General features: G+C 64.9%; 25 protein-coding genes. 18 read left to right on the top strand and 7 right to left on the bottom strand.

Annotated features, from left to right (window positions below):
* Nucleotides 1-134 precede the first annotated feature (134 nt).
* From N2K99_RS12360 to N2K99_RS12345, 4 genes are all read left to right on the top strand, one after another.
* Nucleotides 135-962, top strand: a complete 828-nt coding sequence (locus N2K99_RS12360; RefSeq protein WP_227933071.1) for a hypothetical protein — start codon at nt 135-137, stop codon at nt 960-962.
* A gap of 67 nt (nt 963-1,029) precedes the next feature.
* Entirely contained in the window at nt 1,030-2,115 is a 1,086-nt protein-coding gene (locus N2K99_RS12355; RefSeq protein ID WP_227918520.1) for a 4-hydroxy-3-methylbut-2-enyl diphosphate reductase, read from the top strand.
* A 21-nt stretch (nt 2,116-2,136) separates the two neighbouring features.
* Entirely contained in the window at nt 2,137-3,222 is a 1,086-nt protein-coding gene (gene ychF / locus N2K99_RS12350; protein ID WP_227918517.1) for a redox-regulated ATPase YchF, read from the top strand.
* A gap of 113 nt (nt 3,223-3,335) precedes the next feature.
* The gene (locus tag N2K99_RS12345; RefSeq protein ID WP_227933072.1) at nt 3,336-4,127 is read left to right on the top strand and encodes a hypothetical protein; all 792 of its coding nucleotides are present in this window, start codon (nt 3,336-3,338) and stop codon (nt 4,125-4,127) included.
* A 253-nt stretch (nt 4,128-4,380) separates the two neighbouring features.
* Here the strand turns inward: N2K99_RS12345 and N2K99_RS12340 are convergent, their stop codons facing one another.
* Together N2K99_RS12340 and N2K99_RS12335 are read right to left on the bottom strand one after the other, a co-directional pair.
* Nucleotides 4,381-4,974, bottom strand: coding sequence for a hypothetical protein (locus N2K99_RS12340; protein WP_227933073.1), 594 nt, complete (start codon nt 4,972-4,974; stop codon nt 4,381-4,383).
* 149 nt (nt 4,975-5,123) lie between these two features.
* The gene (locus N2K99_RS12335; RefSeq protein WP_227933074.1) at nt 5,124-5,690 is read right to left on the bottom strand and encodes a TetR/AcrR family transcriptional regulator; all 567 of its coding nucleotides are present in this window, start codon (nt 5,688-5,690) and stop codon (nt 5,124-5,126) included.
* An 88-nt stretch (nt 5,691-5,778) separates the two neighbouring features.
* Here N2K99_RS12335 and N2K99_RS12330 point away from each other — a divergent pair, with 88 nt between their 5' ends.
* Genes N2K99_RS12330 through N2K99_RS12320 form a run of 3 tightly spaced genes read left to right on the top strand, consistent with a single transcriptional unit; the run spans nt 5,779 to nt 7,883 of the window.
* Nucleotides 5,779-6,792, top strand: a complete 1,014-nt coding sequence (locus N2K99_RS12330) for a hypothetical protein (RefSeq protein WP_227933075.1) — start codon at nt 5,779-5,781, stop codon at nt 6,790-6,792.
* 34 nt (nt 6,793-6,826) lie between these two features.
* Complete coding sequence (locus N2K99_RS12325) at nt 6,827-7,357, top strand: putative immunity protein (RefSeq protein WP_227933076.1); 531 nt, start codon at nt 6,827-6,829, stop codon at nt 7,355-7,357.
* The gene (locus tag N2K99_RS12320) at nt 7,350-7,883 is read left to right on the top strand and encodes a GNAT family N-acetyltransferase (RefSeq protein ID WP_227933077.1); all 534 of its coding nucleotides are present in this window, start codon (nt 7,350-7,352) and stop codon (nt 7,881-7,883) included. The genes N2K99_RS12325 and N2K99_RS12320 overlap by 8 nt, the downstream gene beginning before the upstream one ends.
* Here the strand turns inward: N2K99_RS12320 and N2K99_RS12315 are convergent.
* Nucleotides 7,880-8,491, bottom strand: coding sequence for an NAD(P)-dependent oxidoreductase (locus N2K99_RS12315; protein WP_227933078.1), 612 nt, complete (start codon nt 8,489-8,491; stop codon nt 7,880-7,882). The genes N2K99_RS12320 and N2K99_RS12315 overlap by 4 nt on opposite strands.
* A 115-nt stretch (nt 8,492-8,606) precedes the next feature.
* Between N2K99_RS12315 and N2K99_RS12310 the strand changes: the two genes are divergently transcribed.
* The 8 genes from N2K99_RS12310 (at nt 8,607) to N2K99_RS12275 (ending at nt 17,590) form a co-directional block, all read left to right on the top strand.
* Nucleotides 8,607-9,209, top strand: coding sequence for a hypothetical protein (locus N2K99_RS12310; protein WP_227933079.1), 603 nt, complete (start codon nt 8,607-8,609; stop codon nt 9,207-9,209).
* 96 nt (nt 9,210-9,305) lie between these two features.
* The gene (locus N2K99_RS12305) at nt 9,306-9,521 is read left to right on the top strand and encodes a hypothetical protein (RefSeq protein WP_227933080.1); all 216 of its coding nucleotides are present in this window, start codon (nt 9,306-9,308) and stop codon (nt 9,519-9,521) included.
* Nucleotides 9,522-9,535: 14 nt separating this feature from the next.
* Nucleotides 9,536-11,188 carry an ABC transporter substrate-binding protein gene (locus N2K99_RS12300; protein WP_227918493.1) on the top strand — a complete coding sequence of 551 codons (1,653 nt, stop codon included), beginning with the start codon at nt 9,536-9,538 and terminating at the stop codon, nt 11,186-11,188.
* Nucleotides 11,189-11,320: 132 nt separating this feature from the next.
* Nucleotides 11,321-12,247, top strand: a complete 927-nt coding sequence (locus N2K99_RS12295; protein ID WP_227918490.1) for an ABC transporter permease — start codon at nt 11,321-11,323, stop codon at nt 12,245-12,247.
* Nucleotides 12,240-13,193 (top strand): ABC transporter permease, encoded by a 954-nt coding sequence (locus N2K99_RS12290; RefSeq protein ID WP_227918488.1) that lies wholly within the window; start codon nt 12,240-12,242, stop codon nt 13,191-13,193. The genes N2K99_RS12295 and N2K99_RS12290 overlap by 8 nt, the downstream gene beginning before the upstream one ends.
* A complete protein-coding gene (locus tag N2K99_RS12285) occupies nt 13,190-14,884 on the top strand; it encodes an ABC transporter ATP-binding protein (RefSeq protein WP_227918486.1) in 1,695 nt (564 codons plus the stop codon). Before N2K99_RS12290 ends, N2K99_RS12285 begins: the two co-directional genes overlap by 4 nt.
* Nucleotides 14,885-15,221: 337 nt before the next feature.
* A complete protein-coding gene (typA, locus tag N2K99_RS12280; RefSeq protein ID WP_227918483.1) occupies nt 15,222-17,144 on the top strand; it encodes a translational GTPase TypA in 1,923 nt (640 codons plus the stop codon).
* A gap of 56 nt (nt 17,145-17,200) precedes the next feature.
* Nucleotides 17,201-17,590, top strand: a complete 390-nt coding sequence (locus N2K99_RS12275) for a hypothetical protein (RefSeq protein WP_227933081.1) — start codon at nt 17,201-17,203, stop codon at nt 17,588-17,590.
* A gap of 80 nt (nt 17,591-17,670) precedes the next feature.
* Here the strand turns inward: N2K99_RS12275 and N2K99_RS12270 are convergent, their stop codons facing one another.
* Nucleotides 17,671-17,913, bottom strand: coding sequence for a hypothetical protein (locus N2K99_RS12270; RefSeq protein ID WP_227933082.1), 243 nt, complete (start codon nt 17,911-17,913; stop codon nt 17,671-17,673).
* Between the two features lie 139 nt (nt 17,914-18,052).
* Here N2K99_RS12270 and fdxA point away from each other — a divergent pair, with 139 nt between their 5' ends.
* The 3 genes from fdxA (at nt 18,053) to N2K99_RS12255 (ending at nt 21,076) form a co-directional block, all read left to right on the top strand.
* The gene (gene fdxA, locus N2K99_RS12265) at nt 18,053-18,376 is read left to right on the top strand and encodes a ferredoxin (protein ID WP_227918473.1); all 324 of its coding nucleotides are present in this window, start codon (nt 18,053-18,055) and stop codon (nt 18,374-18,376) included.
* On the top strand, nt 18,373-19,548 hold the full coding sequence (dapC, locus tag N2K99_RS12260) for a succinyldiaminopimelate transaminase (RefSeq protein WP_227918472.1): 1,176 nt from the start codon (nt 18,373-18,375) through the stop codon (nt 19,546-19,548). Before fdxA ends, dapC begins: the two co-directional genes overlap by 4 nt.
* Nucleotides 19,549-19,783: 235 nt before the next feature.
* Nucleotides 19,784-21,076, top strand: a complete 1,293-nt coding sequence (locus tag N2K99_RS12255; RefSeq protein WP_227918469.1) for a citrate synthase — start codon at nt 19,784-19,786, stop codon at nt 21,074-21,076.
* 138 nt (nt 21,077-21,214) lie between these two features.
* Here N2K99_RS12255 and galE read toward each other — a convergent pair whose 3' ends face one another.
* From galE to dapD, 3 genes are all read right to left on the bottom strand, one after another.
* Nucleotides 21,215-22,231 (bottom strand): UDP-glucose 4-epimerase GalE, encoded by a 1,017-nt coding sequence (gene galE, locus N2K99_RS12250; protein WP_227933083.1) that lies wholly within the window; start codon nt 22,229-22,231, stop codon nt 21,215-21,217.
* Between the two features lie 61 nt (nt 22,232-22,292).
* Nucleotides 22,293-23,162, bottom strand: coding sequence for a hypothetical protein (locus tag N2K99_RS12245; protein WP_227918465.1), 870 nt, complete (start codon nt 23,160-23,162; stop codon nt 22,293-22,295).
* 12 nt (nt 23,163-23,174) lie between these two features.
* The gene (gene dapD, locus N2K99_RS12240) at nt 23,175-24,152 is read right to left on the bottom strand and encodes a 2,3,4,5-tetrahydropyridine-2,6-dicarboxylate N-succinyltransferase (protein ID WP_227918462.1); all 978 of its coding nucleotides are present in this window, start codon (nt 24,150-24,152) and stop codon (nt 23,175-23,177) included.
* Nucleotides 24,153-24,224: the final 72 nt, after the last annotated feature.

Here is a 24,224-nt window from a genome sequence, read left to right as displayed (position 1 = left end):
GCGGTGGATTGGAACTGGCTCTCGGGCCGGCGGAGGAACCGGCCCAGGCTTAATGTCTATCAGGTGCTTCCCCCGGTCCGGTTCCGCCGGCCGTCCTCAACGCCCGCGGATCCCAACGGACAAGGAATTTCTTTATGCGCACATTCGTCTCGGCCGTCTTCGGCCTGCTCGCCGTCCTGCTTACAGCGGCGGCCTTCTGCGGGGCATGGCTGAACACGAACGTGGTCTCGGAAAACGGCTTTGCCGCCCTCGGCGAACCGCTGGCCCGGGACGAGGCCTTCCAGCGCGAACTCGCTACGGCTCTGTCCGCGGAGGCCGTCGGGGCGGTGGACGTGCCTGCTCCGCTGGCCTCTGTGGTGGAGCCGCTGATCACCTCGGCCGTGGAACAGGTCCAGACAATGCCCGAATATCCCGAGGCGTGGAGCGAAACGCTGCGCCGCTCGCATGCGCTCACCTTCGGGGACGCCGCGGAGGGGACATCAGCGGCGCTGACGCTCGACGTCGCACCCCTGGTCTCGCTAGTCACGGGCAGCGTGGGAAACGAGCTGTCCGTGGATGTCCCGGCCGTGGAGCAGGTACCCGTGGAAATCGGCGGCGCCGGGCACGCGGAGCTGATGCGAAACGCCGAGCGGGCAGGCGAGGCCTGGCCCGTGCTGGCGCTCGCCGCCGCCGTCGCCGGTCTCCTGGCGCTGCTCGCCGCACGACGCCGGTCCACCACCTTTGCTCTGATCGGCCTGGGTGTGGCGCTCGCCGGGGGAGTGCTGTGGCTGGGAGCGGGGAGGCTGCCGGGCCAGGTCTCCGCCCAGCAGTTCAGCAGTCCCGTGGCGTCCGCGTTTGCCGAGGCCTTTGCCGGGGAGGCAGCGGCAAGCCTGCACACGTGGACCATCGGCCTGATGCTGGCCGGAGCCGCCGCGTTCGTGGCCGGGATGCTGGCACGGGCACTGAGGGGCTCCCGGCGGTAGCTCCGCTGTGAGCGTACCGACGGTCTGCGGGGACGGGAACCCATAGCCCACCCGATAGCATGGGTGCATGACCAGCACAGTTATCTCCGTGCCTATGCCCACCGTGCCCCGGCGGCGCCGCACCCCCGAGGAAGTGGCAGCTGCGGCTCCCGTTTTCGGTCCCCGGCGCGTGCTGCTGGCTGCACCGCGGGGCTACTGCGCGGGAGTGGACCGGGCTGTCATCGCCGTCGAAAAGGCGCTGGAAGCCTACGGGCCGCCGGTGTACGTCCGGAAGCAGATCGTCCATAACCTCCACGTGGTCACCACCCTGGAGGAAAAGGGTGCGATCTTCGTGGATGAGACCGACGAGGTCCCGGAAGGCGCGCGGCTGATCTTCTCCGCGCACGGCGTCTCACCCGCCGTCGTCCAGTCCGCCAAGGACCGGAACCTGCAGACCATCGACGCCACCTGCCCGCTGGTCACCAAGGTGCACCGCGAAGCCGTCCGGTTTGCCCGTGATGACTTCGACATCCTGCTGATCGGCCACGAAGGCCACGAAGAGGTCGAGGGCACCTACGGCGAAGCGCCGGAACACATGCAGATCGTCAACGGCCCCGAAGACGTGGACAAGGTCACCGTCCGGGACCCGGACAAGGTCATCTGGCTCTCCCAGACCACGCTGAGCGTGGATGAAGCCATGCACACCGTCAACCTGCTGCGCGAACGCTTCCCCTCCCTGCAGGACCCGCCCAGCGACGACATTTGCTACGCAACCTCCAACCGCCAGGCAGCCATCAAGAAGATCGCGCCGGAAGCGGACCTGGTGCTGGTGGTGGGTTCGGCGAACTCCTCCAACTCCGTCCGGCTGGTGGAGGTGGCGCTGGAGTACGGCGCCAAGGCCTCCTACCGCGTGGACTTTGCCAACGAGGTGGATGAAAGCTGGTTCGAGGGCGTGGCTACGGTCGGCGTCACGTCCGGTGCCTCCGTTCCCGAAAACCTGGTCCAGGACGTGCTGCACCTGCTGTCCCAGTACGGCTACGGCGACGTCGAAGAGGTAGTGACGGCCGAAGAGGACATCATCTTCTCCCTGCCGAAGGAAATCCGCGCCACCCTGAAGGCCATGGGGGACTCCTCGCACGGCCTGGGCGGCCGCCGTCGTGCGGACGAGTCCTAGCGCCCGGTATCATTTACTAACGTGGCTCTTACTATTGGCATCGTCGGCCTGCCCAACGTCGGCAAATCAACCCTGTTCAATGCGCTGACCCGCAACAACGTGCTGGCGGCGAACTATCCGTTCGCCACCATCGAACCGAACGTCGGCGTCGTGTCCCTTCCCGATCCGCGGCTGGCCAAGTTGGCCGAAATCCACGGTTCGGCGCGCATCCTTCCGGCAACGGTGTCCTTCGTGGACATTGCCGGGATCGTCAAGGGCGCTTCCGAGGGTGAAGGGCTGGGCAACCAGTTCCTCGCCAACATCCGTGAAGCCGAAGCCATTGCCCAGGTTATCCGCGTGTTCGATGACCCCGACGTCATCCATGTGGACGGCAAGGTGGACCCGCGTTCGGACATGGAAACCATCAACACCGAGCTGATCCTGGCTGACCTGCAGACGCTGGAAAAGGCGATTCCGCGGGTGGAGAAGGAAGTCAAGATCAAGAAGCGCGACGCCGCGCAGCTGGCCGCCATGCAGGCAGCCCAGGCTGTGCTGGAACGCGGCGACACGATCTTCTCCTCCGTGGCCAGCGACAAGCTGGACATGGAGCACCTGCGCGAGCTGAGCCTGCTCACCGCCAAGCCGTTCATCTACGTGTTCAACGTCGACGACGCCGTGCTGGGCAACCCGGACCGCCAAGCTGAGCTGCGCGAACTGGTGGCACCGGCAGACGCAATCTTCCTCGACGCCAAGCTCGAAGCCGACCTGGTGGAGCTGGACGAAGAAGAAGCCCGCGAAATGCTGGAAATGAACGGCCAGGAAGAATCCGGCCTGGACCAGCTCGCACGCGTCGGCTTCCACACCCTCGGCCTGCAGACCTACCTGACTGCCGGCCCCAAGGAAACCCGCGCCTGGACCATCCGCAAGGGCGACACCGCCCCGCAGGCTGCCGGCGTCATCCACTCCGATTTCCAGCGCGGCTTCATCAAGGCCGAAGTTGTGTCCTTCGACGACCTGGTCGACGCCGGCTCCATGGCCGAGGCCAAGTCCCGCGGCAAGGTCCGCATCGAAGGCAAGGACTACGTTATGGTCGACGGCGACGTGGTGGAGTTTAGGTTTAATGTATAGATTCTTCGCCTGAATCAATAGAAATGCCGCCCTCAAGAATGAGGGCGGCATTTTTATTGTCCAAACCTAGGTGTAATCGTTGGTTAGTAGAGGCAGACTATTACATTGGGGGAATGAGAACTGTCCGTGAGGTCCTGGGACCGGAGTGCCGCAAACCGTTCATCTCCCTGGTCTGGGAAGGCCGGAAGGAGTCTGCGCTGGAGGTTGCCCGCCGGCTGGCCCCCACCATGTCTCTCATCTCCGACAGATACCCCGCAGGATCCGTGAACTGGTATCTACCCACGGACGAGAACGGCGGAGGGACGGTTCCTGTCCCGGAGGATCCGGGCTCTTTGGAAAGTGTCGTGAAAGAGACCAAAGCGACGACGGGAAGCGAGTTCGACAGCTCGGGTACCTACCTCTTCCTGTACGAGGATCCAGCGCAGCGGATGAACCCGTTGGCGAGTATCAGCGTAGCTGCGGGATTTACGAGGGATAACGAGGTCACAGTCGACCTTCCGGAAGATTTTCCACTGGGCCCGCCGTCGGCCGCTGCCCGCCTGTTCCTGGACCTGGTGCGGATCTGGCAGCCTGACTCAGCAAGCTTCATGACCGTATCGGCCATCCGGGCGAGTATGGGTAAGGGGTGCGTTTCGCATGCGGCCTATCTGGCCTGGACCTCAGCGAAGGCCCACGAGCAGGTTCCCGCTGTCTCGGGTGAGTACGTGATCCCGTTCGGTGAGGGACAGCTGTTTGTGGCCAGGGAATGGACTCTTCCGGGCATCGTGGCACTGCACGATGAACTGGGCCCCGAGGAACTCGGAGGGCCGAAGGTACAGGACCCGCCGAGTTTTCCGGATGGTTACCCTACGGAGTTGGACGGGCTGGATAGTGAGATTCTCTGGGGCAGCGAATCCCAGGGCTGAATCCAGACGTGCGCACGCGAGAATAGCCGCAACGGCTGCACCAAGCGGGCACGATCAGTACGTCCTCACTGGATATGACCGGTTGTCTGGTCGTAAGGTTATTCGGCTACGGAACGTGGTGGAGTTCCGCTTCAACGTCTAGGTCTGCCGCCAGAAATCACTAGAGATGCCGCCGTCCGCGAATGCGTGAGGGCGGCATCCCTGTCTCAAGAGCCGATATCCGTGGCGCCGCTCAGGCTGGCTGCGACGTACCTTAGCCGTCGGACAGGCGCTCGGTCAGCTCGTCCATGAAGCTCTGAGCTTCGCCTTGTGCCGGATCGTCCGCGGATGCGCGCTTGATCGCACCCCGGAGGACCTTGGCAGCCTGAGCCACGTCCCCTTTGCTGTCAGCGAGCACGACCGCGTTTTGAACCGCCTCGCCCAGTCGACTGAGTTCGGGAGGGGGCATCTCCCCGCTCCCTTCGCGGAAGAAACGAAGCCAGTTGCCGGCCGGGTCGACGAGACTGAATCCGCTCCGCCCGTCGGCGTTCTTGCGGGCGCGCGGCCGTGTGATCCGCGGAAAACCCGTGATCGGCAATTTTCCGTACGCCGCGCGGAGTCCGGCTGCAAACTCATCCCAGATCTGTCCGGTGTCATCGACGATGACGAGACAGGAGCTGTGTGATGACTCTGGGGTGTGACCGTCCAGTCCGTAGTACTGCAGATCGAACCCGTGACCGCTGAGGCCGAGGGCCGGGTTCGGTCGGACTTGACGGTAGGTGGTGTGGAAGCCCAGGGCGGCGAAGAACGGTTCGATCTCGTCGATGTCGGCGCAAGGCAGCAGCGGGACTGTGCGGGGGTTAGGCACCTCGGCACTCTACGCCGGTGCGAGTCGACGATCCAGAGGCTATTCCATGTCTGAACGTGTGGTGGAGTTCCGCTTCAACGTCTAGTCGTGCCCCCGGAAGATGCTTCCCGGATCTCGATCCGGGAAGCACTTTTTGTTTTCAAGCCGCCCTACGAAGCCCGGGTCCACAGCAGGTACGCCTGCGCTAGCTGATCCTGCACCTCCGGCGCCGCTTCACGGATGGGAGAGATCTGCGGCCGCGTAATCGTCGCCACCGCAACGATTACGTCCAGCGCGGTGAGCTCCTGCCGTACCGCCCCCTGGGTTTTCAGCTCAGCCAGCACCTGATCCAGCGCCTCGACGGCCGGGCGTTGCACCACAGCCAGGGGAGTGGTGTTCAAATCGCTGGCAGCACCAGCCTGCAGCGCAAGGCCGTCGGTCAGCGCACCCAGCTCCATGGACATCAGCTGCGATAAAAGCCGCTCCCATGACGCTGCAGCATTCGTTTCAATCCCGGCCCGGGCCGTGATTGCCGCTTCCAGGATGCCCTCGACAGTGTCCTGAACCACGGCCCGGACCAGATCTTCGCGGGAGGGGAAATTGCGGTACAAGGTTGCGATGCCCACTCCGCTCGCCGCAGCTACGGCCTCCAGGGCAACGTCGCCGCCCCGCTCGGCAAAAAGGTGCCTGGCATGGTTGATGATTGCTTCTCTTCGCCGCGCAGCGTCAGCCCTCATCCCGGCTCCCTTCAAATTGACCTTCAGTCTAAACCGGAGGAATATCATCCGTAGAAGCGGAGGAAGTTCCTCCGCAAACGAAGGATCCATGACAGCTCAAGCGCCGGCAACCGGCTTCCATCGAAAGCACGCCGCCATCTGGGCGGGCCTGACCGTCGGTCTCTCGGTCATTCTGCTGGCCCTTCTGATGCTCTTCATCTCACCCTCGCTCCTTTCCGGACCGCGGGACCTGGGCCTGGGCGTAGTCGGGGCGCAGGAGAAGGCCGAGACGGTCTCGAAAACCCTGGAGTCCCAGTCACCGGGCGCCTTCGTTGTCCAGGCCTATGAAAGTGCCGACGACCTGCAGCAGGGAATCCGGGACCGGGACATCGTCGGCGGCTTCGACTTCTCGGATCCGCAAGACATGCAGGTGTACGTAGCGAGCGCCGGCTCAACCGCGGTGTCCGGGACGGTCAGCAACGTCGGCGCCACGATGGCGGGCAGCACGGGGCAGACCGCCGAGATTGTGGACGTGGTTCCGCTTCCCACCGGCGACCCGACGGGCGTGGGCATTGGAGGTCTGGCCTTCCCCCTGGTCTTCGGCGGTATTGTGCCCGCTGTAGCGTTCCGCTCCATGCTGTCCGGGAAACGCTGGTGGATCTTCGCCGGGCTCACCGGCTTTTCGGTCGCCGGAGGGTTCGTCGTCGCCGTCGTCCTGAAGTACCTGTTCGGCAGTATCGAGGGTCCGCTGGTCCCGGTTGCGGCCAGTGTTGCGCTGGGCATTGCAGCACTGGCCCTGCCCCTGGCCGGCCTCAATGAGTGTTTTGGCACGAAGGGCTTCACCATCGCCGCCATGTCCATGATGTTTGTGGGCAATCCCTTTGCCGGCATCTCCACCAGCGCCCAGTGGCTTCCCGGTGGGGTTGCGATGATCGGCCAGCTCCTTCCTCCCGGTGCTGCCGGCACCCTCGTCCGTGCCGTGGCCTATTTCGACGGCGCCGGCGGAGGGGCTGCGGCACTGACCCTGGGCGTTTGGGTCTTGGCGGGGATCGTGCTGTGGTTTAGCGGCCCCCGCATCGCGGCAGCCAAGGCTCAGAAAGAGGCAGCACTCCCGACGGCCTGAGTCGGTCCGCAAGCCGGTGTGGCATCATCTGGGGATGGCCTCACCCCAGACCCTCAGCGATCCGAACCGGCGCGTCATAGCGCGCTGGGCGGCAGCATGTGCTGAGCGTGTTCTGCCGCTATACAAAGCAGATGAAGCCGCGGAAGAAGCAGCGCGGGATGCACTCGCCCGTACCCGCGCGTACAGCGCAGGATCAGGCACCGCTGCAGAAGAAATCAGCAAGCGGCTCATCGTCGTGAAGATTGCGAATGCGGCGACGACGCCGGCCGGCGCTGCAGCAGCCCGCGCAGTCGCCCAGGCAGCCGCGGTCGCCCACATGGGCGCCCATGCGTTGGGCGCGGCCGCCTACGCTGCGAAGGCAGTCTCGCTCTCGAATCCGGATGAGCCGGAGGCGGTCCGGCAGGAGATTCGTTGGCAGCTGGCCAACCTGAGCGACGGCGAGCGAGCCGTGCTGCGGTTGCTGCCGTCCGTAGGTACTGACTCCGCCGGGCCACTGGGAGAGGGACTGCTGTTCCGCGGCATTCTGGGAGCGGCGATCCGTGAGATTCAGGCCGAGATTGCCTAGCCACGATCGTCAGGGTGGCGGTGCCGGCTCCACGGCACAGGGGGAAGTTAGAGCCACGTCCTGGACTGCAGCCCGGGATCACCCCGTTCCCGAGGTCGTCGCCCGCCTGCTCGCCACCGTGCCCGAATGGTTCGGGCAGTCGGACTCGAATGCCGAGTACATCGACGCTGCCCGAACCAAGGAAACCTGGACCGTGCGTGACGCCGGCGGTTCCGTCGTCGGAGTCACCCTGGTCGACCGGCACTTTCCGCATGTGGCCGAGATTCACCTGACAGTGGTCGACCGCGCGGCTCACGGCTCCGGAGCAGGGACCGCAATGCTGGCTGCCATCGAGGCCGACGCGATTCTCCGCGGCGTGCGCCTCCTTGAGGTGAAGACGCTCGGTCCGTCCCATCCGGATGCAGGCTACGCGCGAACTCGACACTTCTATGAGAAGTGGGGATTCCTGCCCCTGGAGGAGACGGATCTCTGGGGAGAAGCCACGCCGTGCCTGATCATGGTGAAGCCGCTGGCTCCGGTGCCCTAGCTGCTGACGCCCAGGGCCTTGCCGACAGTGGAATCGTCCGTGAGGAGGCCGAGCATGCAGGCGGCAAGGTCGGCCCGTGGAATGGAGCCCTTGAGTTTGCCGTTGTCCGTCGTCTCGAGTATCTGCCAGGTGCCGGACGGTTCCTTGCCCGTCAGGCCGGTGGGTCGGAGGATGGTCCAATCCAGGCCGGAGCTCGAGACGGCGGACTCCTGGGCATCGTGATCCGCCAAGGCTTTTGCAAGCACGATCCGGGTAATCAGTCCCAGCGGCCCGGGAAGCTGGGACGCCGAGTCTCCTGCGCCCAGCGAAGACTGCACCACAAGCCGTCGTACGCCTTCTGCTCGCATCGCGCCGATAACGGTCCGGGTAACGGCGTCGCGCTGATGATGGACGCCCTTTGCCCCTCCCACGGTCACTACGACGGCGTCGGCCCCCGCAACTGCGCGGGCCGCTGCATCCGGGTCAGTTGCGTTTCCAGTGACGTTCCGGACACCTTCGGGCGCGGTGCCGCTGCGCGAGAGCACCGTGACCTCATGTCCGGCCGCCTGGGCGAGGGAAGCCAGCTGCGCGCCGGTGCCTTGGGACCCGCCGATAATGGTGATTCTCATACAGCCCAATTTACCCCGCGGGTGAGAAGCCGCCCCTCGCCCGCATCAGCGGCAGGGCGGAAACGGTTCGGCGCGCCGTGGAACTTCCAGCAAACGGCCCCGCTACATTGGCCCGATGACTCCGGAAGAACACCGCTTCAACGCCCTTGCGCTCATGTTCGCCAACCTCCAGCGCCTGATGGTTTTCCATAACGCAGTCGCAATGAGCGAAGGCAAGGAGCTGGACCCTGACCTGCGCACAGAGCTCACCACGCAGCTCGATCTCGTCGGCGAGGCCATCCAACGTGCCAGTGAGACCAAAGCCGTCAGCGAGCCCGACGTCGAGGCCATGCGCCCGGTGGTCCAGTACCTCGCCAGGGAGATCCGCTCCTATTACGCGACCGAGCTCGGGAGTGATCTGGGCAAGCAGGCAGCCTTCGGTGCCGCGGCGGTCTATGCAGCTGGATACCTCGACGACGGGACTATCCAGATGGGCCGCGTCTTCGGCCATCCGGAGTGGGTTGACCGCACACTGCAGAACAAACCAGTTCTCATCACTCTGCGGAACCAGGCAAACGCCGCCGTCGCATCCGCGGCCAGGCACGAGTTCTCCGCCGAAGTCCGCGGTTACATCGGCCATCACGTCAGCGTTGCGCTTGGCAACCGGGAGCAGGCCCTGGCCCAGGTGGACGGGCTGCCGGAGATGCTGGCCGGACGGGATGCGCGCCAGCCTCAATAGCGTCGCGATCGGCGTGCCCGGCCTAAGTGAGGCGCACGGGATTTTCGCCGCCGAACAGGCAATGTGACATGTCATTGCATGTAATACAGCCTCCGTATGCCAAATCGTTACCAGACGGTGTGGGTCGGTCTTTTCCCTTGTCATCAGGGCCTTTGCTGCAGCGTGATCCACGCCACGGTGTCCACGCGGGCGCCACATGCCGGACTTGGTTACCTGACGGCAACAAAGTGGGCTTATGCTTTTGGCTTTGTGAGTCGGTTCACCATTTGGCAGAGCCGCAACGCCGGCGTCATCATCGCCGGCACCGAATAGAACTAGGAGGCGGAATGCGCGTCACACGCACTTCCAAAATGCTGAGCGTAGCGGCACTTGCCGCACTTACGCTGAGCGCCTGCGGTGGGGGATCCGACGAATCGGCCGAAGGCTCGGGTGAGACCGAAGGCAGCAACAACGCCGTGATCATCACCGCTAACGGCACCGAACCGCAGAACCCGCTGATGCCGGTCAACACCAACGAAGTTGGCGGCGGACGCATCATGGACCTGCTCTTCGAAGGCCTGGTCAGCTACGACGCTGACGGCAATACGGTCAACGAACTCGCCGAGTCCATCGAGACCGAAGATTCCCAGACCTACACCATCAAGGTGAAGGCGGACCAGAAGTTCACCAACGGCGAGGCCATCACGGCCAAGTCCTTCGTTGACGCCTGGAACTTCGGTGCAGCCGCCAAGAATGCCCAGCTGAACTCGTACTTCTTCGAGAGCATCGAAGGCTACGACGAAGTCAGTGCAGAAGGCGCCACGGCCGACACCATGAGCGGACTGGCCGTGGTGGATGACACCACGTTCACCGTCAAGCTCAGCCAGCCGGAATCCGACTTCCCGCAGCGACTTGGCTACACAGCCTTCTTCCCGCTGCCCGCCGGTGCACTGGAAGATCCCGCCGCGTTCGGCGAGAATCCGGTCGGCAACGGACCGTACAAGCTGGCCGGCGACGACGCCTGGCAGCATGAGATCCAGATCGACCTGGTCGCCAACCCGGATTACACCGGAACCCGCGTACCGCAGAACGGCGGAGTAACCTTCAAGTTCTACTCCTCCTTCGACGCAGCCTACGCAGACCTGCAGTCGAACGAGCTGGACATCCTCGACACCATTCCCAACATGGCGTTGAAGACGTTCAAGACCGATCTGGGCGAGGGCCGCTTCTCCGAAAAGGCGTATGCAGGCAACCAGACCATCACGATCCCCGGCTACCTGCCGGAGTTCTCGGGCGAAGCCGGAGAGCTGCGCCGCCAGGCCATCTCCATGGCCATCGACCGGGACGAAATCACCGAGGTTGTCTTCTCGGGATCCCGTGAACCGGCCACTGAATTCACCGCTCCGGTGATCGAGGGCTACAACGACAGCATCCCCGGCAACGAGGTGCTCGAGTTCGACCCCAAGAAGGCCAAGGAACTCTGGGAAGAAGCCGAGAAGGTTTCACCCTGGCCCGCCGACCAGGCCTTCACCATCGGCTACAACGCCGACGCCAACCACAAGGAATGGGTTGACGCCGTAGCCAACGGTCTCAAGAACAACCTTGGTATCCAGGCCGAAGGCAAGCCCTACGCAACGTTCAAGGAACTGCGCGCAGACGCTACCGCCAAGACCTTGTCCGGTGCCATCCGCACCGGCTGGCAGGCTGACTACCCGTCCCTGAACAACTTCCTCGGCCCGCTGTACGGCACCGGGGCAGGTTCCAACGACGGCGAATACTCGAGTGAAGAGTTCGACAAGCTCCTGGGCGAAGGCCTTGCCGCTTCCACCCCGGAAGACGGAGCCGAAATCTTCAACCAGGCCCAGGAAGTCCTGCTGAAGGACCTCCCCGTCATCCCGCTGTGGTACCAGGTTGCACAGTCCGGCTGGAGTGAAAACGTGGACAACGTTGAAACCGGCTGGAACGGCGTCCCTGTGTACTACAACGTCACGGCCAAGTAGCAGTATCTAGACCGACCGATCGGGGCCCGGCCAGAAGGCCGGGCCCCGGTTTGTATTCGGGTTCTATCAAGAACAGGCATACGAAAAAATGCGGAACTTCATTCCCCCACAGCAGCCAGGAGGACACCCCTAATGGCCGGCTACGTCATTCGACGCTTCCTCCAAATGATCCCCGTTTTCTTCGGGGCAACCTTCCTCGTTTACTTCCTGGTGTTCTCCCTGCCGGGAGACCCCATCGCCGCGCTGTTCGGCGACAAGCCGGTCAATGAGGCCGTTGCCGCCCAGCTGCGCAGCCAGTACAACCTGGACCAGCCCTTCATCGTCCAGTACCTGCTGTACCTGAAGAACCTGGTCACCTTTAACCTGGGGGTCGACTTCTCCGGCCGCGAGGTTTCGGCCGTCTTGGCTCAAGCTTTCCCGGTGACCATGCGCCTCGCCGTGCTGGCCCTGCTTTTCGAAGCGGTCTTCGGTATTGCGTTCGGCCTCATGGCCGGCCTGAAGAAGGGCAAGATCTTCGACAGCACCGTCCTGGTTGTCTCCCTGATCGTGATCGCGATCCCGGTGTTCGTGCTCGGCTTCCTGCTGCAGTTCCTGGTGGGCGTCAAGCTCCAATGGACCAGCCCAACAGTTGGCGGCGACGCCAGCTGGGCGGACCTGATACTGCCGGCAGTGGTGCTGGGCCTGGCATCCTTCGCCTACGTCCTGCGCCTGACGCGCACCTCGGTCATCGAGAACATGAACGCCGACTACGTCCGCACCGCCACCGCCAAGGGGCTTTCCCGGCCGCGCGTGGTCACCGTGCACATCCTGCGCAACTCCCTGATTCCCGTGGTGACCTTCCTCGGGGCGGACCTGGGCGCACTGATGGGCGGCGCCATCGTCACCGAAGGCATCTTTAACGTCCCCGGAGTGGGACAGCGACTTTACCAGTCAGTCATCAGGGGAGAGGGACCGACGATCGTGTCGATCGTGAGTGTCCTCGTCTTCGTCTACGTCATCGCCAACCTCCTGGTAGACCTCCTGTACGCCTGGCTTGATCCGAGGATCCGTTATGCATAAAGACACCACAAACATCGAGCACTACGTCGCTCCGTTGGAGGAAACCCCTCTGGCCGCGACCGACAGCGTCAAGGACGACGTCCAGCCGCTGAGCCTCTGGGGGGAGGCCTGGCGCAACCTGCGCACCCAGCCGCTGTTCATCATTTCCGCACTGCTTATCCTGCTGATCCTGACGGTCGCGGCTTTCCCGGGCCTGTTCACGAATGCCTCACCGGATGAAAACTGCCTGCTGGCCAACTCCAACGGTGCGCCCTCGGCGGGGCACCCGCTGGGCTTCACCTTCCAGGGCTGCGACGTTTACGCCCGCGTTATCTACGGCACACGCGCGTCCCTGATGGTGGGAGTGCTGACCACACTGGCAGTCGTGATCATCGGCGGCATCGCGGGAGCACTGGCCGGCTACTACGGCGGATGGCTCGATGCCATCCTCGCCCGGGTCGGCGATATCTTCTTCGCCCTGCCGCTGATCCTCGGCGCCATCATCATCATGCAGCTGCCGACCTTCCGCGAGAACCGCACGGTCATGACGGTGGTCTTCACGCTGCTGATCTTCGGATGGCCCCAGGTAGCCCGCATCACCCGCAGCGCCGTGATCTCGGTCCGCAACGCGGACTTCGTGGTGGCGTCCCGCTCCCTCGGCGTTTCGCGGTTCTCGGCACTGGTGAAGCACGTTATTCCCAACTCCACTGCTCCCGTGATCGTGATCGCCACCATCTCGCTGGGCACGTTCATCGTTGCGGAAGCCACGCTGTCCTTCCTGGGCATCGGGCTCCCGCCGGGCATCATGTCCTGGGGCAATGACATCTCGGCCGCCCAGTCTTCGTTGCGGTCCAACCCCTCAACGCTGCTCTGGCCTGCGGCCGCCCTCTCCATCACCGTGCTGAGCTTCATCATGCTCGGCGACGCGGTCCGTGATGCTCTTGATCCGAAGGCGCGCAAACGATGACCATCAATACACAAAACGAGGCTGTGAAGCCCCTGCTGGAAGTCCGCGACCTGGCAATCACCTTTGCCACCGCAAACGGCGACGTCGAAGCAGTCCGTGACGCACACCTGACGATCATGCCCGGCGAAACCGTGGCCATCGTGGGCGAGTCCGGCTCCGGCAAGTCGACGACGGCGCTGGCGGCCATCGGCCTGCTGCCCGGCAACGGCAGGGTCAGCGCAGGCCAGATCCTCTTTGACGGCGAGGACATTTCCAATGCCAGCGCCAAGCGGATCCAGGAGCTGCGCGGCAACTCGATCGGCATGGTTCCGCAGGATCCGATGTCCAACCTGAACCCCGTGTGGAAGATCGGTTTCCAGGTCAAGGAAACCCTGCGCGCCAACGGGCTGCCCCACTCCTCGGCGGACATCGCCAAGGTCCTGGAGCAGGCCGGCCTGCCGGATGCGGCAAGCCGCGCCAAGCAGTACCCGCACGAGTTCTCCGGCGGCATGCGCCAGCGTGCACTGATTGCCATTGGCCTGTCCTGCCGGCCCCGACTGCTCATCGCCGATGAGCCGACGTCGGCGCTGGATGTCACCGTCCAGCGCCAGATCCTGGACCACCTGGGCACCCTCACGGAGGAACTGGGCACCGCGGTGCTGCTGATCACGCACGACCTCGGCCTGGCCGCGGAACGCGCCCAGAAGGTCGTTGTGATGTACAAGGGACGCGTGGTGGAATCCGGGCCGGCCCTGGAAATCCTTACCAACCCCCGCCACCCCTACACGCGTAAGCTCGTGGAATCGGCGCCCTCGCTGGCCTCCAAGCGCATCGACTCTGCGAAGAGCCGCGGCCTGGAGAGCGCAGACCTGCTCACCTCCGAAGACGATGCCAAGCTGAAGGCTGCGGATAACGTCATTGAGGTGAAGGACCTGACGAAGGTCTTCAAGCTCCGCAGCGGGCTCGGCAAGTCGACGGATTTCACCGCCGTGGACAACGTCTCCTTCGATATCAAGCGCGGCACCACCACCGCCGTCGTGGGCGAGTCCGGCTCGGGCAAGTCCACAGTGGCCCGCATGGTGCTGAACCTGGAGACGCCCACCAGCGGCTCCATCCTGTTCAACGGGGTGGATATGACCACGCTGAACAGCAAGCGGATGTTCGAGTTCCGCCGCCGGGTACAGCCGATCTTCCAGGATCCGTACGGTTCTCTGGACCCGATGTACAACATCTTCCGCACCATCGAAGAGCCGCTTCGGGTGCACAAGATCGGCACGTCCAAGAGCCGCGAGGCCAAGGTGCGCGAGCTCCTTGACCAGGTGGCCCTGCCGTCGTCGGTGATGCGCCGCTTCCCGAACGAGCTCTCCGGCGGCCAGCGCCAGCGCGTGGCCATTGCTCGGGCCCTGGCGCTGGATCCCGAGGTGGTCATCTGCGACGAAGCGGTTTCGGCGCTGGACGTCCTGGTCCAGGCCCAGATCCTGAACCTGCTGGCGGACCTGCAGTCGGAGCTGGGACTGAGCTACCTGTTCATCACGCATGACCTCGCGGTGGTCCGGCAGATCGCGGACTTCGTCTGCGTGATGGAAAAGGGCAAGCTCGTGGAGACCGGCACCACGGACGACGTGTTTGACGCCCCGCAGCAGGCCTACACGCAGGCACTGCTGGCGGCCATCCCGGGCTCACGCCTGGAACTGCCGCCCGAAGTCGCCTAGCGGCCTGGCAGCACATGCACTGAAGGCGGGGAACCGGACAGGTTCCCCGCCTTCAGTGTGTCCGGCACGGCCCCGGTTCTGCGCCTGCCCCAGGCCCTGTCCGCGCCCCGAAGCCGCGCTGTCCGGTCCGCCCCTCAAAGGCACGCATTAGGGATCGTATGGTATTGCGACTAGAATGTTAGCGTGCCCGCTGACGGCGGGGCCTTCGGTGGATTCTGACTGGTGATTGAGCAAGCGATTGAATCAGCATTCGTACAGAACAGCCGGAAACGCCGGTACCCATCCGGCCGAAAAAGATACACCCCGAACTGATCTCCTATGAATTGAGTCCTCACGCATGTCAGAAACCAACACGGCTGTAAATACCGCAGTACGAAGCGATCTCCGCAACGTTGCGATTGTGGCCCACGTTGACCACGGTAAGACGACTCTCGTCGACGCCATGCTGAAGCAGACGAACTCGTTTGCCGCCCACGGAGACGTGGAAGACCGCGTGATGGACTCCGGTGACCTGGAGCGCGAAAAGGGCATCACCATCCTGGCCAAGAACACCACCGTGTTCTACAACGGTCCGGCCGCCAAGGGCGAAACCATCACCATCAACGTCATCGACACCCCCGGCCACGCCGACTTCGGCGGCGAGGTCGAGCGCGGCCTGTCCATGGTCGACGGCGTTGTGCTGCTTGTTGACGCTTCCGAAGGCCCGCTGCCCCAGACCCGCTTCGTGCTGCGCAAGGCGCTGGCCGCGAAGCTGCCGGTAGTCCTCCTGGTCAACAAGACCGACCGTCCCGATGCCCGGATCGACGAAGTCGTCAGCGAGTCCATGGACCTGCTGCTCGGCCTGGCCTCCGACCTCGCCGACGAAGTTCCGGACCTTGACCTTGACCTGGTCCTGAACGTCCCCGTTGTCTACGCCGCCGCCCGCGTCGGTGCAGCCTCCCTGGAGCAGCCGGCCGACGGCTCAGCCCCTGCGAATGACAACCTGGAACCGCTGTTCCAGACGATCATCGACCACATCCCGGCTCCCACGTACGACCCCGAGGGTGTCCTCCAGGCGCACGTCACCAACCTGGACGCCTCCCCGTTCCTCGGCCGCCTGGCCCTGCTGCGTATCTTCAACGGCACCCTGCGCAAGGGCCAGACCGTTGCCTGGGCGCGCCAGGACGGCACCATGAAGACCGTCAAGATCACCGAACTGCTGGCCACCAAGGCACTGGACCGGGTTCCGACCGAATCCGCCGGACCGGGCGAGATCGTTGCTGTCGCCGGTATCGAGGACATCACCATCGGTGAGACCCTGACCGACGTCGACAACCCCAAGCCGCTGCCGCTGATCACCGTGGATGATCCCGCGATCTCCATGACCATCGGTATCAACACCTCGCCGCTGGCCGGCCGGGTCAAGGGCGCCAAGGTTACGGCCCGCCAGGTCAAGGACCGCCTCGACAAGGAACTGATCGGCAACGTGTCGCTGAAGGTCCTTCCGACCGAGCGTCCGGATGCCTGGGAAGTCCAGGGCCGCGGCGAGCTCGCCCTGGCCATCCTGGTGGAGCAGATGCGCCGCGAAGGCTTCGAGCTGACCGTCGGCAAGCCGCAGGTAGTCACCAAGATTGTCGACGGCAAGGTCAACGAGCCGATGGAACACATGACCATCGACGTACCCGAGGAATACCTGGGCGCCGTCACGCAGCTGATGGCCGCCCGCAAGGGCCGGATGGTCAACATGTCCAACCACGGCACCGGCTGGGTCCGCATGGAATTCATCGTTCCCGCCCGTGGCCTGATCGGCTTCCGCACCAAGTTCCTCACGGAAACCCACGGTGCAGGCATCTCCTCGTCCATCGCCGAGGGCTACGAGCCCTGGGCCGGTCCGATCGAGTACCGCACCAACGGTTCGCTGATCTCCGACCGCTCCGGCGTCGTCACCCCGTTCGCGATGATCAAGCTGCAGGAACGCGGCTCCTTCTTCGTGGAGCCCACCTCCGAGGTTTACGAGGGCATGATCGTCGGCGAGAACTCCCGCGCTGATGACATGGACGTGAACATCACCAAGGAAAAGCAGCTCACCAACATGCGTGCCGCTTCCTCGGATACCTTCGAGAACCTGACCCCGCCGCGGAAGCTCACCCTGGAAGAGTCGCTCGAATTCGCCCGTGAGGACGAATGCGTGGAGGTCACTCCGGAGTCCATCCGCATCCGCAAGCTGGTCCTGAACGCGAACGACCGTGCCAAGGCCAACCGCGCCCGCGCCAAGGCCTAGTCATTTCCACCACGGCTGAAACCGGCAAGAGGTCCCCGCGCTGGCGGGGGCCTCTTGTGGCCGTTGCCGGCGGGATCCTGGCCGCCCTGCTGGGCACGTCCCTGCACGGCCACGTGGTGTATGCCGGCGACGACGGACTGCCCGTCGGTGCGCTGCTTGCCGTAGTGTTCAGCGGTGCCGTCGCCTTGCTGGTAGGCCTCTGGCAGCGCAGTGCGCTGCTGAGCGCCGTCACCGGCGTGATCACCTACGTGGTGCTGGGGCTCTTTTCCCTGGACCTCGTCAGTGAGGTGCCGCTGATCGTGACCGGTTCCTCCGCTCCGGAGCAGCCGCCGGTGGTGACCGCCGGGCTGGTCTGGCTCTTCGGGCAGGCCTTGGCCACCGTCGCAGCCGTGCTGGTCTGCGCACGCGTGCTCGGCCGGGACCGGGCAGCCGGGACCGCCGCCTAAGGTATCCGCAGAACTCAAGTACGCAAAAAAGGCCGCTGGAACAAAAGTTCCGGCGGCCTTTTGCATGCGGTTTCGAGGGTTTACAGCGGACGCGTCCGCGCAGCTCGGCGCGGGGGAGCGGGCGGGACGGTTTTGGCCGCCGTGACCAGCGCATACGCGATAAGGACCTCGCCGCGGCGGGTGGAGACCGTACTGGCGTCCGTCCCGACGTCGCTCAGGGTGCCCAGTGCGTCCGTGAAGCCGCCGTCGATCCGGTAGCGGACCACCACGCGCACCCCGGGCTGCAGGGCGCGCAGCAGCGCGGCAGGGTCTTCGGGCGTCATCCCTCCATCCTACGGCGGGGCCGGCGTCACCGGGACGCTCCGGCTGGGAGATAATGGACAAGGCTACTAACGTGGAACCAACACCCAGCGACCCGCCGTCCCTTGAGGCGACGGTCCGCAGATCAGGAAGGCAAGGGACGTGACGTACGTAATTGCGCAGCCGTGCGTGGATGTAAAAGACAAGGCATGTATCGAAGAATGCCCCGTGGACTGCATCTATGAAGGCGAACGCTCCCTCTACATCCACCCGGACGAATGTGTTGACTGCGGGGCCTGCGAACCTGTCTGCCCGGTGGAGGCCATCTACTACGAAGACGACACTCCCGAGGAATGGGCCGAGTACTACAAGGCCAATGTCGAGTTCTTCGACGTCCTGGGCTCGCCCGGCGGTGCTGCCAAGGTAGGCAACACGCACACGGACCACCCGATCATCGCGGCCCTGCCGCCGCAGAACCAGGCATGAGCGCCGCGGCGTCCCGGGCCTTCGGGCTGGACCTGCCGGAATACCCCTGGGACGCCATGGCGCCCTACCAGCGCCGGGCAGCTGAGCACCCTGACGGAGCGGTGAACCTGTCCATCGGCACCCCCGTGGACCCGACGCCCGCCGTCGTCCGTGACGCGCTGGCAGCGGCTTCGGATGCCCCGGGCTATCCCACTACGCACGGCACCGCGGACCTGCGCGCCGCCGTCGTCGACTGGTTTGCCCGCCGCCGGAACGTGTCCGGGCTGGATCCGGCCGCCGTGCTCCCCACCGTGGGTTCGAAGGAACTCGTGGCCTGGCTGCCGCTGCTGCTCGGTCTGGGGGAGGGCGACGTCGTTGTCCGCCCCGTGGTGGCTTACCCCACCTACGATATGGGTGCTGTCTTTGCCGGTGCGACGGCGGTAGCCGCGGACCACCTCTCGGATCTGGACGAGCAGACGCGTTCCCGCGTACGGCTGGTCTGGGTGAACTCCCCGGGCAACCCCACCGGCATTGTGCGCTCCGCCCAGTCGCTGCGCACCCTCGTCGAAGAAGCCCGTGCCCTGGGCGCAGTGGTTGCCTCGGACGAATGCTATGCCGAACTCGGCTGGGGACAGTGGGATCCTGCTGAAGGCGGCGAACCCGTCCCCAGCATCCTGGATCCGCGGATCAGCGGCGGAAGCACCGAGAACCTGCTCGCGGTGTACTCCCTGAGCAAGCAGTCCAACATGGCCGGTTACCGGGCTGCGTTCACGGCCGGAGATCCGGCGCTGATCGCCAACCTGGTCAACAGCCGCAAGCACGCCGGAATGATCGTCCCCGCGCCGGTGCAGGCCGCCATGGCCGCAGCGCTGCGCGATGAGGCGCACGTGGCGGCCCAGAAGGACCTCTACCGCTCCCGCCGCAACCTGCTCGTCCCGGCACTCGAGGCGTTCGGCCTGAAGATTGAGCACTCGGAAGCCGGGTTGTACCTGTGGGCGAGTGCGGGCGAGGACACCTGGACCACCGTGGCCCGTTTCGCGGAACTGGGAATAGTCGTGGGCCCCGGCGTTTTCTACGGCGACGCCGGTGCCGGCTACGTCCGGATTGCCCTCACCGGCACGGACGAGGGCATCCGTGCAGCCGCAGAGCGCCTGCACGCGGGGTCCGTGCCGGACGGCCTGCGGCGCGGATAGCCCCGGCGCCCGGACAACCCCCGGACGGCGGAGGTGCTGTGGAGGAATAGTATTGGGCACTGCACCGTAATACTGCGCCCAGCCATGTTGCGCTTGTACAACAGTGCCCGCCTCGATTAGTGGTAAGGGCACTGAAACCGGTAGCGTTTTAGCGAAATAGTTTAGTGGAATGCACTATGTCCGCCGGAAGCGGATGTACATAGCGGCGGTTTCGAAAACTCCTAAAGGAGAATTAATGACTGAGCAACCAAGTGCCAAGCTCCAGTACGGGCCAAACCCGGAAGACGAGCTTGTACTGCCCCGCGTTGCCGCAGCTGAAGGAAACAACGGCTACGACGTTTCCAAGCTGCTGAAGCAGACCGGCACCGTCACTTTTGACCCCGGCTTCATGAACACGGCGGCCACCACCTCCGCGATCACCTACATCGACGGCGACCAGGGCATCCTGCGCTACCGCGGATACCCCATTGAGCAGCTGGCAAAGCACTCGAGCTTCCTCGAGACCTCGTACCTGCTGATTTACGGGGAACTGCCGACGCCCACCGAACTGGAGAACTTCGACCAGCGGATCCGTCGCCATACCCTGCTCCATGAGGACCTCAAGGGCTTCTTCGGCGGATTCCCGCGCGACGCGCACCCGATGCCGGTACTGTCCTCGGCGGTCAGCGCGCTGTCCACCTTCTATCAGGACTCCCTGGACCCGTTCGACGAAGAACAGGTGGAGCTCTCCACGGTCCGCCTGATGGCAAAGCTGCCCGTGATCGCGGCCTACGCGCACAAGAAGTCCATCGGCCAGCCGATGCTCTACCCGGACAACTCCATGAACCTCGTAGAGAACTTCATGCGGCTGTCCTTCGGCCTGCCGGCAGAGCCGTACGAAATCGATCCGGACCTGGTCAAGGCCCTGGACCTGCTGCTGATCCTGCACGCCGACCACGAGCAGAACTGCTCCACCTCCACGGTCCGCCTGGTGGGCAGCTCCAACGCCAACATGTTCGCTTCGGTTTCGGCCGGCATCAGCGCCCTCTTCGGCCCGCTGCACGGCGGGGCCAACGAGGCAGTGCTGAACATGCTGCGCGACATCCAGGCCACCGGCATGCAGCCGGAGACCTTCATGGAAAAGGTCAAGAACAAGGAAGACGGCGTGAAGCTCATGGGCTTCGGGCACCGCGTCTACAAGAACTACGACCCGCGTGCCAAGATCGTCAAGGCCACCGCCCACGACATCCTCGCCAAGCTCGGCGGCAACGACGAGCTGCTGGACATCGCCATGCGCCTGGAAGAGAAGGCCCTGGCCGACGACTACTTCATCGAGCGCAAGCTGTACCCGAACGTGGACTTCTACACGGGCCTGATCTACAAGGCCATGGGCTTCCCGGAGAAGATGTTCACGGTCCTGTTCGCCATTGGCCGCCTGCCGGGCTGGATTGCCCAGTGGCGTGAAATGATGCAGGACCCGCAGACGAAGATCGGCCGTCCGCGCCAGCTCTACACGGGCGCCCCGGAGCGTAACTACCCGCAGCGCTGATCGTTTTGTAAGACACAGGAAAAAGGGAAGGTCCCCGGAAAATTCCGGGGACCTTCCCTTTTTCTGTTGAACGCTTATATCCGCAGCCCGGTTTTCCGGCGGCCAGGCCGGGCAGCGGTGCTGACGGGGCTGGAAGCCCTACGGGGCGGTGTAGCCTTCGGGGTTGTTCTTCTGCCAGCGCCAGTGGTCCTCGCACATGCTTTCCAGCGTGCGTTCGGCCCGCCAGCCGAGGTCGGCGTGCGCTGCGGCAGGGTCGGCGTAGCTGACGGCGGCATCACCCGGGCGGCGCTCGGCGAACTCGTACGGGATTTCCTTGCCTGCGGCAGCGGAGAAGGCGGAGAGGACTTCCAGGACGGAAGAGCCGTTGCCCGTGCCCAGGTTCCAGCGGTGCACGCCGGGGGCCTCGCCCAGGTAGTTGAGGGCGGCGAGGTGGCCTGCGGCCAGGTCCACTACATGGATGTAGTCGCGGACGCCGGTGCCGTCCGGTGTGGGGTAGTCGTTGCCGAAGACCATGACCTTTTCACGGCGGCCGACGGCAACCTGCGCCACGAACGGCAGCAGGTTGTTCGGGACTCCGGTGGGATCCTCGCCGATCAGGCCGGACTCGTGGGCCCCGGCAGGGTTGAAGTACCGCAGCAGGGCGACGCTCCAGCGTTCATCGGCGGCACCGAGGTCGCTGAGGATGTCCTCGATCTGCTCCTTGGTGCGCCCGTAGGGGTTCACGGCATCCATGGGGGAGTCCTCGGTGAGGGGAACCTCTTCGGATGCGCCGTAGACGGTGGCGGAGGAGCTGAAGACGATGGTCCGCACGTCATGCCGGTCCATGGCATGCAGCAGGTTGATGGTGCCGACCACATTGTTGGTGTAGTAGTACAGCGGCTTGGCCACCGATTCGCCCACTGCCTTCAGCCCGGCGAAGTGGATGACCGCGTCGATGGAGCGGCCGTCGAATGCCGCTTCGAGCGCCGCTTCATCCAGCAGGTCTGCCTTGATGAATTCCGCCTTGCGGCCGGTCAATTCCTGGACCCGCCGCAGCGATTCCTCGTTTGAATTCTGGAGGTTGTCCAGGACCACCACATCGTGGCCCGCTTCGAGGAGGGCGAGAGTGGTGTGGGATCCGATATAGCCGGTGCCACCGGTGACTAGAATGCGCATGGTTCTAAGCCTAAACGCTTCCTCGTCCGTATCCGCGGCGGTGGTGCCCCGGCGGGACCGTTTATTCGGCGGGGAGACTGAACGCGGTGACGGCCACCTGGCCGGGTACGGCGTCCGATTCCGTCCAGACGGCCGTACCCCGATGCCAGGTCCGGCCGTCGTAGGCCACGGACTCGATCCCCAGCGTCTTGGCATTGGCGACAAACCACTGGGCCACGGACCAGCCGTAGGCACCCTCGACGTCGGCCAGATAGAGCGGGCCCAGCACGGATCCGTTGAGCGGTCCGTAGATTTCCTCGACGGCGGCAGCGCTCACCGCGGGATCGGCGGATTCGACCGGCGCCCGCAGGGTGCAGGAGAGGGCGGTGGGGGTCTGCCCGGTGAGGGCGGAAGCGAAGGCCCGGGCAGGGCCCTCATGCTTGGCGTACGCGTCCGGGAAGGCGCTGCGCTGGACCGCCTGGGCCGCTTCCGTGATCGGGAGCTCCAAGTACCCCGGGACCTGCTCCAGGCCGTTGTAGAAGGCGGTGGCGGCGTAGGCGGGGTCCATGACCTGTGCCTCGCTGCCCCAACCCTGCGACGGGCGCTGCTGGAAGAGCCCCCGGGAGTCCGGGCCGGCGTCGTCGCCGTAATCCACGTTGCGCAGCCCCGATTCCTGCAGGGCAGTGGCCAGGGCAATGGAGACGGCGCGCGGCGGCAGCCCGCGGGCCACCGCCACCCCGGAGATGATCGAGGCGTTCGCCGCCTGTTCCAGCGTCAGCCAGTATTCCGCGCCGCCCACGACGGCCACGCAGCGTTCAGTGATCACCGGTGCCTGCTTCTTTCCCGAGAGCGCGGAGACGGCGAACAAGGCGGCGAACGCCGCCACGCACAGCACCAGCAGCAGGACCAGCACCCGGAAGGAACGGGTTTCATGCTGCTGGAGCAGTTGCATGGCGTCCGGCCGCTAGTTCGCGTGCAGCGCGGAGTTGAGTTCCACGGTGCGTCCGTTGCGGGGCAGTGCTTCCACGGCACCGGTGGCGGAATTGCGGCGGAACAGGAGGTTGGGCACGCCCGAGAGTTCAGCGGCCTTCACCAGGCGGGGCTCGCCGCCGTCGAGGACGCTGACCCGGGTCCCGGCCGTCACGTACAGCCCGGCCTCAACCACGCTGTCGTCACCGATGCTGATGCCGACGCCGGAGTTCGCGCCCAGGAGGACACGTTCGCCCAGGGTGATCTTTTCCTTGCCGCCGCCGGAGAGGGTGCCCATGATGGAGGCGCCGCCGCCGACGTCGGTCCCGTCGCCCACCACAACTCCGGCGGAGATGCGGCCTTCGACCATCGACGTGCCGAGGGTGCCGGCGTTGAAGTTGACGAAGCCTTCGTGCATCACGGTGGTGCCTTCGGCGAGGTGGGCGCCGAGGCGGACCCGGCCGGCGTCGGCAATGCGGACGCCGGAGGGCAGTACGTAGTCGGCCATGCGGGGGAACTTGTCCACACCGTAGACCGTCACGGTGCCGCGGCTGCGCAGCCGCAGGCGGACCGCCTCGAAGTCGGCCACCGCGCACGGTCCGTGGTTGGTCCAGACCACGTTGGGCAGGGCAGCGAAGATGCCGTCAAGGTTGATGGTGTTCGGCTGGACCAGGCGGGCGGAAAGCAGGTGCAGGCGGAGGTAGGCGTCGGCTGTGTCGGCGGGGGCGGCGTCGAGGTCGATCCGGGTTTCCAGCACTTCGCCGTGGGTGCCGCGGATACCGTCGGCCATGGCAGCGGCTGCGGCATCGAGATCGTCTTTCAGGGCGCCGTCGAAAGCGGCATCACCCAGCAGGGGGCGGGGGAACCAGACATCGAGCACGACGCCGTCGGACGTTACGGTGGCCAGGCCGAGGCCTGATGCAGTACGGGTGTCGGGGGTTTCAGCGGGTGTGGGGGCAGCGCTTACAGTCATGGTTCCCAGTCTACCGAGCGGTACTGTGGGAGGGTGACTGATGCATCTGTGCCCTCCTTGGATCTTTTCGGC

The organism is Arthrobacter sp. zg-Y1110 (assembly GCF_025244865.1).
Classification (GTDB): Bacteria; Actinomycetota; Actinomycetes; order Actinomycetales; family Micrococcaceae; genus Arthrobacter_B.
The sequence above is the reverse complement of the archived record's forward strand: the minus strand, read 5'-3'. Positions and strand labels throughout refer to the sequence as shown.

Bases quoted from the DNA above. Each gene is read 5' to 3' on its own strand.
- N2K99_RS12330 (WP_227933075.1), top strand. From the start codon at position 5,779: ATGACAGCTCAAGCGCCGGCAACCGGCTTCCATCGAAAGCACGCCGCC.
- N2K99_RS12295 (WP_227918490.1), top strand. From the start codon at position 11,321: ATGGCCGGCTACGTCATTCGACGCTTCCTCCAAATGATCCCCGTTTTC.
- galE (WP_227933083.1), bottom strand. From the start codon at position 22,231: ATGCGCATTCTAGTCACCGGTGGCACCGGCTATATCGGATCCCACACC.
- dapD (WP_227918462.1), bottom strand. From the start codon at position 24,152: ATGACTGTAAGCGCTGCCCCCACACCCGCTGAAACCCCCGACACCCGT.
- N2K99_RS12255 (WP_227918469.1), top strand. From the start codon at position 19,784: ATGACTGAGCAACCAAGTGCCAAGCTCCAGTACGGGCCAAACCCGGAA.
- N2K99_RS12300 (WP_227918493.1), top strand. From the start codon at position 9,536: ATGCGCGTCACACGCACTTCCAAAATGCTGAGCGTAGCGGCACTTGCC.
- N2K99_RS12290 (WP_227918488.1), top strand. From the start codon at position 12,240: ATGCATAAAGACACCACAAACATCGAGCACTACGTCGCTCCGTTGGAG.
- N2K99_RS12270 (WP_227933082.1), bottom strand. From the start codon at position 17,913: ATGACGCCCGAAGACCCTGCCGCGCTGCTGCGCGCCCTGCAGCCCGGG.
- N2K99_RS12325 (WP_227933076.1), top strand. From the start codon at position 6,827: ATGGCCTCACCCCAGACCCTCAGCGATCCGAACCGGCGCGTCATAGCG.
- N2K99_RS12310 (WP_227933079.1), top strand. From the start codon at position 8,607: ATGACTCCGGAAGAACACCGCTTCAACGCCCTTGCGCTCATGTTCGCC.
- dapC (WP_227918472.1), top strand. From the start codon at position 18,373: ATGAGCGCCGCGGCGTCCCGGGCCTTCGGGCTGGACCTGCCGGAATAC.
- N2K99_RS12285 (WP_227918486.1), top strand. From the start codon at position 13,190: ATGACCATCAATACACAAAACGAGGCTGTGAAGCCCCTGCTGGAAGTC.
- N2K99_RS12245 (WP_227918465.1), bottom strand. From the start codon at position 23,162: ATGCAACTGCTCCAGCAGCATGAAACCCGTTCCTTCCGGGTGCTGGTC.
- typA (WP_227918483.1), top strand. From the start codon at position 15,222: ATGTCAGAAACCAACACGGCTGTAAATACCGCAGTACGAAGCGATCTC.
- N2K99_RS12345 (WP_227933072.1), top strand. From the start codon at position 3,336: ATGAGAACTGTCCGTGAGGTCCTGGGACCGGAGTGCCGCAAACCGTTC.
- N2K99_RS12335 (WP_227933074.1), bottom strand. From the start codon at position 5,690: ATGAGGGCTGACGCTGCGCGGCGAAGAGAAGCAATCATCAACCATGCC.
- N2K99_RS12360 (WP_227933071.1), top strand. From the start codon at position 135: ATGCGCACATTCGTCTCGGCCGTCTTCGGCCTGCTCGCCGTCCTGCTT.
- N2K99_RS12305 (WP_227933080.1), top strand. From the start codon at position 9,306: ATGCCAAATCGTTACCAGACGGTGTGGGTCGGTCTTTTCCCTTGTCAT.
- N2K99_RS12315 (WP_227933078.1), bottom strand. From the start codon at position 8,491: ATGAGAATCACCATTATCGGCGGGTCCCAAGGCACCGGCGCGCAGCTG.
- N2K99_RS12355 (WP_227918520.1), top strand. From the start codon at position 1,030: ATGACCAGCACAGTTATCTCCGTGCCTATGCCCACCGTGCCCCGGCGG.